Below are 14425 nucleotides of genomic sequence, written 5' to 3' on the forward strand. Positions count from 1 at the left end.
CCGCCCGGGGCGCCAAACGGCCGGAGGCCCTACCGAACCTTCACCCGGAGGGGATTCCCGATGCACTCGCGGACACGGCGCGCTTCCGCTTCCCAGTCCGCGGCGGATTTGACCGGGGAGGCCTTGTCCCAGACGGCCCCCATGTACCAGTCAAAAGCCTTTCCGTTCCCGATCTCCCGGGTCCAGTAGGTGCACCCCTCCGACTCCACTGCCCGGCCTTCCGGCAGCCACGGTACGATCACCGCGGTTCCAAAGCGCCCGTCATTCTTCCGGGGATTGCTCCACGCAGTAATCAGCCCTCCGTTCTTCCGTTCCGCCGCCACCGTTTCATAATTGTTCCTGCCCTTTCCGGTATCCATTCCCACACCCGCCTTAACCGTTTCAGCTCCCTGAATGGACAGGGTGCTGCGGACTTTGGAAAAACGGCTTCCCGCATCCAGGGTCACTCTCCGCTTCTCCGCCACGCGCACGCCGCCGCCAATGTTCCACGGCGCATAAACCACCTCAAAGGCCGTCTGGACCGGACCGTTGTACAGGGTGCGGGCGCTGGCCCAGTTACCGGACACATGCGGTTTCCCATCCCTGAACACGGCAATGCCTCCGCAGCCGCGGCCCGGTCCCACGTTATACATGTCCAGGCCGCTGCCATGGTCCCGGTGGTAATCTCCCTTCTTGTAAAATTCATTGATGACGGGAACTCCCGCACGCTTGCTCCACACGTCCGTTCCGCTGGAAACCAGCCCTTCCCCCGCCGGGGCGGGTCTGGCAACGGCCGGGCCGTAAATCCGGTGCGCCGTCAGGTCGTTTTCCCACGCAAAATCATCCAGGCGCTCCGGCACAGGACGGCTGAAACAGACGTCCGCGGGAGGGGCCGCCTTCAGGGAGGAACGGTTCAGAATCCAGAAATCGCGGGCTGTTCCGGGCCGGAAATTGCCCTGGAACAGGAGGGTATCCTTCCTGCCGTCTCCATCCGTATCCACCGCCTGGTGGGGGATCACCCGCCCGTGGCGCACGTCAAAGACGCGCAGGGAAGACGCATTCCCGGAAGCTCCGGACGGCAACGGAACCGCCACGGTTTCACCTGGCCGGAACCTGTTCAGGGGATTCGTGACGGTCACGGTCTTTTTCTGCGGATGATCACGGCCAATGACGTACTTGCGCAGCTCGGTGCCGGCCATCAGGTAAGCGCCCGCGCCGTACACTTCCGTATCCTCCCCGGAATAATGCCCCGGCTTGTCCGCAATAGGCTGCACCCAGCCCAGCGCGCCTTCCGCGTTGACGGAATCACAGGCGGCCTTCCAGGCCCTGCGGATGACGGGAAGGTATTCCTTCGCGTCCAGATACCCCTGGTTCACCCCCCACAGCATCCCGTACATGATAAACAGGGTGCCGCTCATCTCCTTCAGGGGCGGCTCTTCCGGGTCCAGCAGGCTGGCGTGCCAGGAACCGTCGGGCGACTGGCATTTTTTCAGGGACGCCGCCAGGCGCTTGAGCAGGTCCACGTAAAAGGGACGGGTAGGCCAGTCCGCGGGCATGTCTTGAAGAATAAGCGGCAGTCCGGCAATCACCCAGCCGTTGCCCCGGCTCCAGAACATCTTTTTCCCATTGCCCGCCGGAATGGTGAAGTAACGGGAATCCCGGAAAAACAGTCCTTCCTTCCGGTCAAAAAGATAGTCGCAGGTGAGCTTGTATTCCTTGTCCATGAATTCCAGATAACGGCGGTCCCCGGTATAGGCCGCCAGCTTCACGAATACCGGAGGGGACATGAACAGGGCGTCCGACCAGCTCCAGCGGTCCTGGCACCGGGGTGTCTGGAACTGGAGGGAGGCGGAGGAAGGCCGGTTCATTACCTTGTCCAGCACGGCGCGTATCTTTTCCGCCGCGGCGGGATTGCCGTCTTCCATCGCCATTTCCATCCAGGCATGCCCCACGGCGTGATCGTCCGCATGGTAATGCCGTTTCAGGGTTTTCCATTCCTGTTCCTCCCCCGCTTTCCTCAGCAGCGGCAATCCCGGCCCTTCCGGAACGGACAGGCCGTACTGAACCATGCCGGAATAAAAGGCGCCGTAGGTCCAATGCAGCGGCGAGCGCTTTTTGGGATGCTCCGCCTGCCATTCCGCCACCAGTTGGAGATTGTCCCGGATGGTCTTTTCATTCCAGTCCGCAGAAGCGCCGGAAGCAGGATTCCCCGCAGAGAGAAGGGGAAGAACCAGCATCAGGAAGGATTTCCGCCATCCGTTTTTTGTAGAGAAAAAGAAACGCATTTTATTGATACGGAAAAAGCCGTACGGAAATTTCTCCGCAAGGGATGATTCTTCTTTTCATTCTATCCGCTTTCCTCCGGACCGGGAAAGGAGACAAGGGCACATATGGTGCCATGACGGAAAGGAATGCCGCGTTATCAATCATTCCGCACCCGGCATATACAACATGATGTATACTAACAAATATTTAATACATCATTTATACATTTTCCTTGCGCGAAGTTCCTTTCTGTGGTTCATTGCGTTTCAGCGCAGGTAACGGAAGACGGTGAAAATCCGTCGCGGACGCGCCGCTGTAACCGGTAGACGATGGACCGGACACTGACTGCCCAGGCAGCCGGGAAGTCCCCATCACATGTCGCACCGGAAGCCAGAAGACGACCTGATGCCCCCGTATCCCATCCCGCGGACAGGATGAACATACGCACAGGTCCTCATCGTGCCCCTTGTTAAAAATGCACGCATGCGGCGGCCCCTGCCTATGATTTTTCCAGGCTTTTGCCCAGGCTCGCGGATGAACGGTCATCATCCCTTCCAAGCGAGACATCCACCATGGCAACAAGCATCATCAAACGTTCCGGAAAAAAGGAACAATACCAGGGCTATAAAATCGAGGAGGCCATCAAAAACGCCTTCCACAGCTCCGGAACCGCCTACAACCGTTCCATTTATGAAGAAGTGGAGGCCAAGCTGACCCACCAGGACAGCGCGCACGTGGAAGAAATCCAGGACATGATTGAACGCGCCCTGTTCCGGTGCGGATACTTTGACACGGCCAAGACCTTCATCACCTACCGCTTCCTGCACAAAATGCAGCGCGAACAGCTCGGCGGCCTTTATTCCGGCAACACGTACGTGGACTGCAAGCAGACGGTAGAGGAATACATCGGCCAGAGCGACTGGCGCATCGCCGCCAACTCCAACACCACGTACTCCAACGCCGGTCTCATCAACAACACGGCGGGCAAGGTGATCGCCAACTACTGGCTGGACCAGGTTTACTCCGCCCGGGAAGGCGCCGCCCACCGTGAAGGGGACTACCACATCCATGACCTGGACTGCCTGACCGGGTACTGCGCCGGGTGGAGCCTCCGCAACCTGCTCAACGAGGGATTCAATGGCGTGCGCAGCCGCGTGAACAGCCGCCCCCCGCGCCACTTCCGGGAAGCCCTGGGCCAGATGGCCAACTTCCTGGGCATTCTGCAAAGCGAGTGGGCGGGCGCGCAGGCGTTCAGCTCCTTTGATACCTTCCTGGCGCCCTACGCCTTCAAGGACCGGGCGGACTTCACGCGCATCAAGAAGGACATCCGCAGCTTCGTCTACAACCTGAACGTGCCCTCACGCTGGGGGCAGTCCCCCTTCACCAACGTCACGATTGACTGGACCGTGCCGCGCGACCTGCGGGACCAGGCCCCCTTCAGCGGCGGGGAGCACCTTTTTGAAGGGATGGAGGACCCGGGCCTTCTGGCCCTGGCGCGGGAACGCGGCGCGGACAAGCTGACGGAACTGACCTACAAGCACTTCCAGAAGGAAATGAACCTGATCAACAAGGCCTTTTATGAAGTGCTCACGGAAGGGGACAGCACGGGACAGCCCTTCACCTTCCCCATCCCCACCGTCAACATCACGGAAGACTTTGACTGGGAGGGGGAAAACGTGCCCCTCCTGTTTGAAAACGCCGCCAAGATCGGCTCCTCCTACTTCCAGAACTTCATCGGCAGCCAGTACACCGTGAATGAAGACGGGGAACGCGTGCCGGACGAACGGGCCTACAAGCCGGACGCCGTGCGCTCCATGTGCTGCCGCCTGCAGCTGGACCTGCGGGAGCTTCTCAAGCGCGGCGGCGGCCTCTTCGGCTCCGCGGAAATGACCGGTTCCATAGGCGTGGTGACCATCAACCTGGCCCGGCTGGGCTACCTCTTCAAGCAGAACCGGGAAGCCCTGTTCGCCCGGCTGGGCGAACTGCTGGACCTAGCCAAATCCTGCCTGGAAAAGAAAAGGGCCTTCGTGCAGGAGATGTACGACCGCGGCCTGTACCCCTACACCAAACGCTACCTGCCCACCTTCCGCAACCACTTCTCCACCATCGGGGTCAACGGCATGAACGAGCTGCTGCGCAACTTCTCCAACGACACGATGGACATCACCTCCGAAGAAGGCAGGGCCTTTGCGGAGGAAATCCTGGAATTCATCCGCCTGCGCATGCAGGAGTACCAGGAGGAAACGGGCAACCTGTATAACCTGGAAGCCACGCCCGCGGAAGGCACCACGCACCGCTTCGCCCGCGAAGACCAGAAACGCTATCCGGACATCCTCCAGGCGGGACCCGTGGGGCAGCGCTACTACACGAACAGCTCCCAGCTTCCCGTGGACCATACGAGCGACCTGTTCCGGGCGCTCCAGCTCCAGGACGAACTCCAGTGCTGCTATACGGGGGGAACCGTCTTCCACATGTACATGAATGAAGCCATCAGCTCCCCGGAAGCCTGCCGGGACATCGTCCGCAAGGTGCTGACTCGCTTCCGCATGCCGTACCTGACCGTCACTCCGCTCTTCTCCGTCTGCGAGAAGCACGGCTACCTGCGCGGGGAACACCAGTACTGCCCCTTCTGCGATGAGGAGCTGCTCCACCTCCACAGGCATGAATAACCCTTTTCAACCGACCGCCTCGTTTCAAAACCCAACCATCAATACGACAATGACCAAGCAGGAAATATTAAGCAAATACGCACAGGACCGGACCCGCTGCACCGTTTACACGCGCGTCATGGGCTATCACCGCCCTGTGGAAACCTTCAACGCGGGCAAACAGGGCGAGTTCCATGACCGCGTCCACTTTGTGGAACCGGGCCGTCCCTGCCCCTGCTCCGCCCGGACGGAACAGCCGCGGTAATTTTCCCAATAACATATGCGAAGTCAATGGGAACGGGCCGGGGCATAGCGGACATCACGCCGCTCACCTTGCTGGATTTTCCGGACAAGGTGGCCTGCATCTTCTGGCTGAGAGGCTGTAACTTGTTTTGTCAGTACTGTTACAACGTCTCCCTGGTCAGAGGAACGGGCTCTCCTGCCGGAGACCGGACGGACTACCTTGATTTCCTGAGAGATCGGGTGGGATTTCTGGACGGGGTAGTCCTGTCCGGCGGCGAATGCACGCTGTGTCCCGACCTTATCCCCATCTGCCGCGAGATACGGCGGCTAGGCTTCGCGATTAAAATAGACACCAACGGCACCAGGCCCGCCGTGGTGAAAACGCTGGTGGAAGAGGGGCTTTGCGACTACATTGCCTTGGACTACAAGGCGCCCCCGGAACAATACGGCGCCGTCACCGGAAGGCCGGACCTGTTCCCCTCCTTTTCTGAAACGCTGGACTACCTGATCGCCTCTGAAACCGCTTTTGAAGTCAGAACCACCGTCCATCCCGATTTATTGACGGAAGATCACGTCAACAACATCATACGCGACTTGACAAAGCGCGGGTATGGGGGCAACTACTTCGTGCAAAATTTCTACCTGACCCAACAAACACTCAACTCTCTTCCCGCGCCAAGCCGGTTGTTTGACCGGACCCGGCTGGAGGCCGCCTCCATCCCCGTCCGTTTCCGCAACTTTGAGTTCGCCCCGGGAGAAGACTGACCCAGCCGACCATGTTCGACATCCTGCTCAATCACAACACCCTGGTTCTCTTCGGAATCATCTTCTTCGGCATCGCCCTTGGCAGCATTAAAATATACGGCCTGAACCTCGGCCTCTCCGGCGTGCTCTTCGTCGCCCTGGCCGCGGGGCACTACCGCCTGGCCATCCCCAACGGCGTAGGGCAGCTCGGCCTGGCGCTTTTCGTTTACTGCGTGGGCCTGAGCGCGGGCAACCGCTTCTTCTCCGCCATCGCCAAGCAGGGCAGCAAGCTGGCAGTCATGTCCGTGGTCATTGTAGGCGTCTCCGCCCTCTTCACCTGCCTGTTCGGCATCTGGTTCGAGGTGCCCGCGGGAATCTCTTCCGGCATCTTCGCCGGAGCGTGCACCAGCACCCCGGCGCTGGCGGCGGCCACGGAAAGCCTGCCGGGAGCCTCCGGCAGCGGCGTCAGCATCGGCTACGGCATCGCCTACCCGTTCGGCGTGGTGGGCGTAGTCCTGTTCGTCCAGCTTCTGCCACGCCTGCTGCACTTTGACCTGAACAAGGAAGCCAAGGCCATGCACTCCAAGCAGGAGGCCAGCATCATCTCCCGCCTGGTCCGCGTCACGCAGCCCAACCTGATCGGCCAGAACATTGCGGACTGCAAACTGCTGGACGGCCTGCACTGCATGGTTACTCGCGTGGTGCGCAACGACAGGCTGATGCCCCTGACGCCGGAAGACACGTTCCGGGAAGGAACGGAAGTCCTCATTGTGGGCAACAGTGATACGATGCCGCATGACGTCGCCTTCCTGGGGGAAGTATGTGACAACCCCTACCCCATGGACTCCCAGAAGGAGCGCCGCAAGCTGATCCTGACCAACAAGAACTATGCCGGGCGCAAGCTCCGCGACCTGAAAACCTTGCGTACGGACGGCGTGATCATCTCCCGCATCTCCCGCCTGGGCTTCACCTTCGTCCCCACCGGGGACACCACGCTGGAGCGCAATGACGTGCTGACCGTGGTGGGTTCTCCGGAAAACCTCACCAAGTACGGGGACAAAATAGGCCACCGCAGCCAGGACATGAACCAGACGGACCTTCTTTCCCTCGGGTTCGGCCTCTCGCTCGGCATCATTCTGGGACTGGTCAACTTCAGCCTGGGCAACGGCCTGGGCATCTCCCTGGGGATTGCGGGCGGCCCCCTGATCGTCGCCCTGCTGCTCGGCCACTTCGGCCGCCTGGGTCCCATCGTGGGCTACATCCCGCGGCCCACCCGCCTTCTTTTACAGGACCTGGGCCTGGTCTTCTTCCTGGCGGACGCCGGCATCAAGGGCGGCGCAGACCTAGTCACCACCGTAGCCACGCACGGCGCGGCCGTGTTCATCATGGGCGTCATCGTCACCTGCTCCGGCATGTTCGCCGGTTACTTCGTGGGCATGAAGGTCTTCAAGATGAACATCCTGGAATGCCTGGGCGGCATCTGCGGCGGCATGACCTCCACCCCGGCCCTGGGCGCCATCGCCAGCAAGACGGACTCCCAGGCTCCCGTGGTCAGCTATGCCACCGCCTACCCCGTGGCCCTCATCCTGATGACCATCATTGCGAAGGTCATCATCCAGACCATTGGCGGCGTGGTGGGTATTTAACAAGGGCGGAAACAATCCGGCCCAAAAAACAATCTCCTCTACTTTACCACCTCACCAAGGGGTTCCATTCTTTTCCCGAATGGAACCCCTTTTTCATAAATCCTCCGGAGAGGGTAGAAACGAAATAATCCCAGGTCCGGTTCCAGCAGTCCAATCCCTCTCAAAATCAATTGTCTCACCATTATTATGGTATATAAGTAAAACATACGATTATTTTTTCATACTCAAAAAATACATCTTTTTATTGACATTATATCAATTTTCTCTAGCGTAATATTTACCCTTTTAACCTACCCTAAGCACTCTATGAAGAATATCCTCTGGATTTTCCTCTTCAGCATACTCATGCTGCCAGAGAGCCCTGCCGCGCTGGCTTCATCTGAATCAGACATACAGACACTACTTTCTGAGGGACGCTCCTCCTTCATTACCGGTAAAGCCCGGGAAGTCATGCGCAGTCGGCTTGACTCCGGCCCGCTTACTATCGAAAAAATACGAGAACTGATTCATTCTCCACAAGTAGCGTCACTGTGCTACCTGCACCAATTTTTCAATACTGCCGAAGATGGCAAGCCGTTCACTCAGGAGGAACTCAAGGATCAGGTCTTCAGGAAATGGCTTTCCAGCCATCCGGAAGTATTTAAAATGCTCGCCCAATCCGGTCCTGCCAGCAAAAATACCCTTTCCGTTTTTTACCGAATCTGGAATACCAGCGATCAAAAGCTCAATTCTGTTGAACTCAGCATGGCGCTTGGAGCCGCCCTTGTTGCGAACACCTTCTCTCCCGAGGAATGCATCGCCAAATTTAATTTCTCCCGGGATTCCCATCACCACGCCAGATGCTATCCACAGGCAGACACCTTGCAACCCTGGGAATGGGCCATTATATTCCGGGGTAAAGACAGCCTTGAAGACCTCGCATGGGCACAGCAATTCATTGAGGGGAAAAAAATCAAACCGGAGAAAGCCGGAAGCAGATTGCAAAAACCATCAATAACCTGAACAGAATCATGAAATCTATATTAAATATACTCGCTATATTAATGTCCTGCATGTTGGGGATCGCCAGCCAGATTGAAGCACAGGAAGAGAAGTCCCGCCAACCAGACAGACAACAGCAAGAAGTTTCTCCTGAGCAGCAAGAAGAAAACAAGGATATCCCAACCATTACAAACCCTGCTGTTTTTAATGAGAAAGATTTGGATAAGCTTCTGGAAAAACAACGGGAATATGTGAAAAAACATTATCCGGATTACCGAATTGTTGGAGAAGGTCAGGAACAGGATTATTTTGATAGCCGTCACTATTCGGAGTTTGATCTGAAAAACGAAGATGATGAATGGGTCATGATCATCCGATTCGATATCGAAGAAGCCTATCAGGCCTACATGAAAAAGCATCAAAAAGAGATAGAACGGGAAGCGGCCAAACTAATCAAGCAGGGTACCATTAAAATTGAATGATAAGCCGTTTCCTATAAAACAGAAGAAGCAATAACTAACAACCCGGTGTTGGAATACGCACGCCGTCTGTCAAACAGACGGCGTGCGGCCGTACAGGTACTTGGCTTATTTTTCTGGAAAGAATGCTGCCAATAGAGCATGACACTCCTCCGCTTGCTGATAGTGAGCAGCATGGGTCGAGGTCATGAGGCCTCTCTTCTATCCTGAGCATCATCACTAGAGAGAGACGGACTTTAGACTCCATGTGGTCATCATTCAAATCATCGCCGAAAGAGGGAATATATAATCCTGCCAGGAACTTCCCGTCACTTATATAGGCGAACTCCTTTCCGCAGCCGGAGCACACTTTTTGTAATATTCGACATTCCGTTATTTAGAAATGACCATCAGAACCAACTCAACCGGCACAAATACAATTGTGACAAATCTGATTGATCATTTCCCTGGTTGCATGGCAACCGCATTCATGAAATATTATCGGTCTATCAGCAAATTTCCCAGTGATCAAAGCATTGACATAACATATCAGCCGTCGAGCTATGCAAAAGGAGTGACTTTATTATTTTCGTATAAATTTTTGGTTATTCATATCTTCATCACGCCGTAACCTCCTAATAGAAACGAAAACTTACCTGCCCGTTTCCGTCACCTCCATGCAGACGGACTGGAAGGTAGTTTTCCAGTTGATGCGGATTCCGGCGTCCATCAGGTAATCGCCGCCAAGCACCCGTTCATGGGCGTTCGTGAGGGAGCCGTTTTCATCCAGGTTGATTTCCCTCACCAAATACCTGGCGGCAGGGTCCAGGCCTTTCAGGCGCAGGGGCGGCGGGGAATCCGCCAGCCATTTGTCCATCAGCCAGGCGAAGACGACGGCTCTGTTCTTATACACGTACATCAGGGAAGCCACCCGGCTTTCATACGGGGAAGACAGGCGGTACAGGTCCCCGAACTGGACTATGGGACGGATGCGCTTGTATTCCGCCAGCGCCCGTTTGGAAAATTCCACTTCCTCCTTCGTCATGTCACAGGGCTGGAGCTCAAAGCCCAGACGGCCCGACATGGCCACGTCAAAGCGGAATTTGAGCGGCGTAACGCGCTTTGTCTGATGGTTGGGGGAGGCCGTCACATGGGCGGCCATGGAGATGGCCGGGAACAGGTGCCCGATGCCCCACTGCATGAATACGCGTTCACAGGCGTCCGTATTGTCGGACGTCCAAAATTCGTGATGCCTCCGCATGGTCCCGTAGTCCGCGCGTCCTCCGCCGGAGGAACAGGCCTGAAATACCACATCCGGGAATTCCGCCGCCAGCGCATCAAGGATGGTTTCATAGCCGCGCACATAGTCAATGGACAGGTTCCCCTGATGGCCGGCGTCCAGCCGGGAGGAGCCGGGATCGGAGATTTTGCGGTTGCAGTCCCACTTGACATAGGAAATGCCCGGATGTTCTCCCAGCAGTTTCCGCATGGCGTCAAGAATGTAGGCGCGCACGTCCGGGTTGCTCAAATCCAGCAGGTACTGGCTGCGTTCCAGCCTGTTTTCCCGGTGGGGAAGGCCAATCACCCATTCCGGATGCTTCCGGTAAAGTTCCGACCGGGGGTTCACCATTTCCGGCTCCACCCAGATGCCGAAGCGTATCCCCAGCTTTTCCGCCTGGCGCACCAGGCCTTCCAACCCATGGGGCAATTTGTCCCGGTTCACCTGCCAGTCCCCCAGCCCGGCCCGGGCGTCATTGCGCGGGAATTTGTTGCCAAACCAGCCGTCATCCAGCACAAAGAGCTCCACGCCCAGCTCCCCCGCACGCTTCATCATGCCATGCAGCACTTTTTCCGTGAAGGTGAAGTACACTCCCTCCCATGAGTTCAGCAGGGTAAGCCGCTCCGTAGCGCCGCCGCGCAGGCCGTAACGGCGCGCCCAGCGGTGGATGCGCCGGGAAGCTTCCCCCTTGCCGTTTCCGCTGTGCACCAGGATCAGGGGAGGCGTTTCAAACGTCCCGCCGCCATCCAGCAGGTAAGGCGCAGGAACCGCGTCCAGCCCCGCCCCGGCAAAGAGGTAGTGGTACGGGCTGTGCCGGAACCATATGCGGTAGTTGCCGGACCACGCCAGCGCCCCCAGAATTACTTCCCCCGCATCCTCCCGCGCCGGGCCGTCCAGGGAGATGATGAAGCCGGGGCTTCCCTCCTGGGCAGCGCGGGTTCCGGTGCCGGAAACCAGGGAAAGTTCATGGCCCCGCGCCACTTCCTCCTCGCTCATCAGGGATTCGCCGCCCCAGGTGCCGCGGAAGCTGGTGACAAAGTACCGTTCCGCGCGCAGATTCAGTTGTGCGGACGCAACGCGGTGAAGGCGTATGCCTTCCCTCCCCTCGTTCCGTACCACTACCCATTGAAGGAAGGCGTCCGATTCCCGGTGGGAGCGCACGTGAATTTCCACCCTCACGGGGTAGGAAGGGTCTTTCCCGTAGAAGACGGCTTCTTCCCGGTCGTCATCCAGTTCCAGCACCTCCCACCCCAGGCATTCCAGGCGCAGGGAGAGGGCTCCGTCCGCCTGGGTTACGCAAATGGAGTATTCCTCCGACGCATTGGGAAGCCCCGCCACGGAGTCCCCCAGGGCGGAGTACAGAAGGGGCGCGTCCGCGGCGTTTGCCAGGGCATCCGCCGGTTCACGCAGCCGCGGACCGTAATAGGCGCGGCGCACACGTCCCTGTTCATCCTTGAACAGGGTCATCTGGGAGGAACGGGTCAGCAAATGAACGGAGTCCGGCGTCATGGTCAGTGAAAGGGCAAGGATCAGTCTTTTTCCAGGCAGGCGCACGGTGCGCTTGCCTTATCCATTAAGGCCCGTGCCGGACAGGGAAGTCAATGGCAAAATGGAACGGGCTCCGGCCTTCCTTTCCCTACTTCTTCCACAGGCGGGAAGAGGGCCGGAATTTCATGGTGCTTGATTCATGCACAAACAGTTTACTGCCGTTTTCCGGATGGCGCACCACACGCGCACGGCGGTGCTTGACGGCGAACGATCCGAAGCCGCGGAATTTAACCAGAGACCGCTTCCGGACCGTCTTCGCAATCGTGTCCAGCACGGCGTTCAGCGCCTGTTCCGCCTGCCGGGAGGTTACGCCTTCTCCCAGTTCCCGCTGCAATTCCCGAATGAATTCTGTTTTATTCATAAGGCGCCCAGCATGGGATGCCACGTTTTTCCGGTAAAGCGGAGACGGCGCGCCCGCATTCCTGCCACCAGGACCGGACGGGCGGCCCTCTCCCTTCCGGCCCGCAAGTTTCCTCCTTGCCCCCATGCGCCGGACCCATTAAGGTCCGGGGGAGATGCCCTCCCCCGCCGCCGATGCCCCGTGCCCGGAACAAACTTTCAGCGTGACTGCGCTGAAGTGGCATACCTGCGCATGGCTTATGCTTCCCGTGCTGGTTTTCATGGCGGGATGGATGCACTGGTACGCCGCTCTTCCACTCATGTTCCTGATGGCCGCGGGACTGGCTCCCGGAAGGCGCAAGGAACCGCCGGAAAGGGGTTCCCTCCCCGCTTTTCCCCTCTTCACCCGCTCTTCGTTTCTCGTCCTGACCGCGTTCATCGCCCTGATGGCGCTGTCCGGATGGGGGGAATGGGTCAATCAGCACCCGGACCATATCGTCAGGAACGCCTGCCTGCGCGAATTGGTCGCCAGTCCATGGCCCGTCGTTTTTCCGGACGGAGACGTCTTGATTTACAACACAGGCTTCTGGCTGCTTCCGGCCCTGGCAGGCAAAATGGCGGGGTTGGGGGCTGCCCGGGCATTTGTCGTGCTGTGGGGGGCATGGGGCCTCTTTCTTGCGTGGCTGTGGCTTTGCGTTTTCTCCGGCCGCCGTTCCCTGCCGCTCGCCCTGCTGATGGTGATGTTTGGCTCCCTGCTGAATGTCCAGTGTTGGCTGGGGCTGGACCTGTTCCGCCTGCATTACTTCGGCACGGCGGAGCAAATCATGTGCAGCGCAAATGCCTCCATCCCCGTCATGCTTTTCTTCATCTTCCTGGCTTCGGGACGCATGCCCCTGCACTGGATCCCTCTTTTGTTTGCATCCATCGCCTTTTATTCCCCCCTCGCGGCCCTGGGGGGGCTGCCTCTGGCGGCCTGCCAGTGGTTCCGGCAATGGAAAGACGGCCGCGCCTCCCGGCGCATCCTGTTCCATCCCTCCTTTCCGGCAGCCGTCCTGCTGGGGGCGTGCTTCCTCCTTTATTATGGGGCGGTAAACGCGCCATCCTCCCATACGGGCATACGGCCCTTTTATACGCATCCGGGAGATTTTCTGCTCATGGGTACCTCTTTTCTGGTATACGCCCTGTTCTGCTGGCGGGATTTCCGGAGGAATCCCCTCTTCATCTGCACGCTGGCAACCGGACTGATTCTGCCTTTCTTTTACGTGAACGGGGACGTCAACGACCTGCTCTGCAAGGGAAGCGTTCCGGCAATGGCCTGCCTGCTCGCCTTTCTGGCTTCCACCTGGATGAGGCACCCCCGCCTCCGGATGTGGATTTGGCTCCTGCTGGCGTTCGGGCTGGCGCCGCGGTTCAACATTCCCTATTACTGCTGTTCTTCCACCGCCCTCCAGGCATCCCTGGCACCCTCCGCTTCATGCTCCCGGCCTTCTTCCTTCGCCTGCCGGGAATGGCGGCTGCTTACTTATGCGCCGCAGGCGCTCCGTCAGGATGAATGGGGTTCCACCATGCACCATCCTGGGCACCGATGGTACCCCTATTACTCCGGCGCCCCGCAGCCGTGGCTGCGCTTCATCTACCGTTTTTAGCGGAAAAGAGAGCCGGAAGAGGAATTCCGCATTCCGGCTTTCACTGAAAAGAGGCGGACATTCAGGCAGCCTTTCCCTCCTCCTGAAACTTTTTCCAGCATTCCCCGATAACCGCGGGCAGGGATTTGCCTTCTTTGTCCATGTCCCCCTGGCTCACCATCCTTTTAATCACTTTTCCGGAAACGGGGTCCAGAATGATCACGGCGGGAGGACCAAAGACCACATAAGGAGCCCTGGACCCCAGGCAGCCCACGACTTTGCCCGCTTCCTCCGGAATGAATTTGAAGGTGAAAGACCCCGGAGACCTTCCCGGCTCCTGCCCGGTATCCACCATCCAGAAGATGAATTTTTTGCCGGATTCCATCTTAAAGTCGCGTTCCTTGATATGCTTGTTCGTAAAGATGTTGCAGTATACGCACCAGGAAGAGCCCGTCAGGTAGATGACCAGGGGAATCTTTTTTGCGATGGCTTCATTGCGCAGCTTGTCAAAGACCGGACTGCCCGATTCATTCACGGCGGGAGGGGGCGTCTGCTGTGCCAGGGCGGAAACAGGAGCCAGCATGCACGCCATGGCGGCGGCACAAAGCACGGGAACGGCAAACTTGATCATATTCCCATGAAAATAAGCCTCTCCGCAGAGAAGTCAAAC

11 protein-coding genes and 1 riboswitch are annotated in these 14425 nt (G+C 58.2%); of the genes, 7 read left to right on the forward strand and 4 right to left on the reverse strand.

The window, feature by feature from the left end; translation table 11 throughout:
* Positions 1–29: 29 nt before the first annotated feature.
* Positions 30–2216 carry a glycoside hydrolase family 88 protein gene (locus tag HHJ06_RS07060; protein ID WP_215428647.1) on the reverse strand — a complete coding sequence of 729 codons (2187 nt, stop codon included), beginning with the start codon at positions 2214–2216 and terminating at the stop codon, positions 30–32.
* A 272-nt stretch (positions 2217–2488) separates the two neighbouring features.
* A riboswitch (cobalamin riboswitch) is annotated at positions 2489–2664 on the forward strand.
* Between the two features lie 152 nt (positions 2665–2816).
* Here HHJ06_RS07060 and HHJ06_RS07065 point away from each other — a divergent pair.
* The 6 genes from HHJ06_RS07065 (at position 2817) to HHJ06_RS07090 (ending at position 8988) form a co-directional block, all read left to right on the forward strand.
* Positions 2817–4913, forward strand: a complete 2097-nt coding sequence (locus HHJ06_RS07065) for a ribonucleoside triphosphate reductase (protein ID WP_215428648.1) — start codon at positions 2817–2819, stop codon at positions 4911–4913.
* Positions 4906–5157 (forward strand): anaerobic ribonucleoside-triphosphate reductase, encoded by a 252-nt coding sequence (gene nrdD, locus HHJ06_RS07070; RefSeq protein WP_251841453.1) that lies wholly within the window; start codon positions 4906–4908, stop codon positions 5155–5157. The genes HHJ06_RS07065 and nrdD overlap by 8 nt, the downstream gene beginning before the upstream one ends.
* 26 nt (positions 5158–5183) lie before the next feature.
* On the forward strand, positions 5184–5900 hold the full coding sequence (locus HHJ06_RS07075) for an anaerobic ribonucleoside-triphosphate reductase activating protein (protein WP_215428649.1): 717 nt from the start codon (positions 5184–5186) through the stop codon (positions 5898–5900).
* An 11-nt stretch (positions 5901–5911) separates the two neighbouring features.
* Positions 5912–7525: an aspartate:alanine exchanger family transporter gene (locus HHJ06_RS07080; protein WP_215428650.1), complete on the forward strand. Its 1614-nt coding sequence runs from the start codon at positions 5912–5914 to the stop codon at positions 7523–7525.
* 306 nt (positions 7526–7831) lie between these two features.
* A complete protein-coding gene (locus HHJ06_RS07085; protein WP_215428651.1) occupies positions 7832–8527 on the forward strand; it encodes a hypothetical protein in 696 nt (231 codons plus the stop codon).
* A gap of 50 nt (positions 8528–8577) precedes the next feature.
* Complete coding sequence (locus HHJ06_RS07090; protein WP_215428652.1) at positions 8578–8988, forward strand: hypothetical protein; 411 nt, start codon at positions 8578–8580, stop codon at positions 8986–8988.
* 628 nt (positions 8989–9616) lie between these two features.
* Here the strand turns inward: HHJ06_RS07090 and HHJ06_RS07095 are convergent.
* Both HHJ06_RS07095 and HHJ06_RS07100 read right to left on the reverse strand, forming a co-directional pair.
* The gene (locus HHJ06_RS07095; protein WP_215428653.1) at positions 9617–11752 is read right to left on the reverse strand and encodes an alpha-galactosidase; all 2136 of its coding nucleotides are present in this window, start codon (positions 11750–11752) and stop codon (positions 9617–9619) included.
* 127 nt (positions 11753–11879) lie between these two features.
* A complete protein-coding gene (locus HHJ06_RS07100; RefSeq protein ID WP_215428654.1) occupies positions 11880–12152 on the reverse strand; it encodes an HU family DNA-binding protein in 273 nt (90 codons plus the stop codon).
* A gap of 154 nt (positions 12153–12306) precedes the next feature.
* On the opposite strand from HHJ06_RS07100, the gene HHJ06_RS07105 reads away from it, so the two are divergent.
* Complete coding sequence (locus HHJ06_RS07105; protein ID WP_215428655.1) at positions 12307–13776, forward strand: hypothetical protein; 1470 nt, start codon at positions 12307–12309, stop codon at positions 13774–13776.
* A 61-nt stretch (positions 13777–13837) separates the two neighbouring features.
* Here the strand turns inward: HHJ06_RS07105 and HHJ06_RS07110 are convergent, their stop codons facing one another.
* On the reverse strand, positions 13838–14386 hold the full coding sequence (locus HHJ06_RS07110; RefSeq protein ID WP_215428656.1) for a hypothetical protein: 549 nt from the start codon (positions 14384–14386) through the stop codon (positions 13838–13840).
* Positions 14387–14425: the final 39 nt, after the last annotated feature.

This window comes from Akkermansia muciniphila, assembly GCF_018709685.1.
Taxonomy (GTDB): domain Bacteria; phylum Verrucomicrobiota; class Verrucomicrobiia; order Verrucomicrobiales; family Akkermansiaceae; genus Akkermansia; species Akkermansia muciniphila_E.

Coding starts and splice junctions, on each gene's coding strand:
- HHJ06_RS07060 (WP_215428647.1), bottom strand. CDS start 2,216: ATGCTGGTTCTTCCCCTTCTCTCTGCGGGGAATCCTGCTTCCGGCGCT.
- HHJ06_RS07065 (WP_215428648.1), top strand. CDS start 2,817: ATGGCAACAAGCATCATCAAACGTTCCGGAAAAAAGGAACAATACCAG.
- nrdD (WP_251841453.1), top strand. CDS start 4,906: ATGAATAACCCTTTTCAACCGACCGCCTCGTTTCAAAACCCAACCATC.
- HHJ06_RS07075 (WP_215428649.1), top strand. CDS start 5,184: ATGGGAACGGGCCGGGGCATAGCGGACATCACGCCGCTCACCTTGCTG.
- HHJ06_RS07080 (WP_215428650.1), top strand. CDS start 5,912: ATGTTCGACATCCTGCTCAATCACAACACCCTGGTTCTCTTCGGAATC.
- HHJ06_RS07085 (WP_215428651.1), top strand. CDS start 7,832: ATGAAGAATATCCTCTGGATTTTCCTCTTCAGCATACTCATGCTGCCA.
- HHJ06_RS07090 (WP_215428652.1), top strand. CDS start 8,578: ATGTTGGGGATCGCCAGCCAGATTGAAGCACAGGAAGAGAAGTCCCGC.
- HHJ06_RS07095 (WP_215428653.1), bottom strand. CDS start 11,752: ATGACGCCGGACTCCGTTCATTTGCTGACCCGTTCCTCCCAGATGACC.
- HHJ06_RS07100 (WP_215428654.1), bottom strand. CDS start 12,152: ATGAATAAAACAGAATTCATTCGGGAATTGCAGCGGGAACTGGGAGAA.
- HHJ06_RS07105 (WP_215428655.1), top strand. CDS start 12,307: ATGCCCTCCCCCGCCGCCGATGCCCCGTGCCCGGAACAAACTTTCAGC.
- HHJ06_RS07110 (WP_215428656.1), bottom strand. CDS start 14,386: ATGATCAAGTTTGCCGTTCCCGTGCTTTGTGCCGCCGCCATGGCGTGC.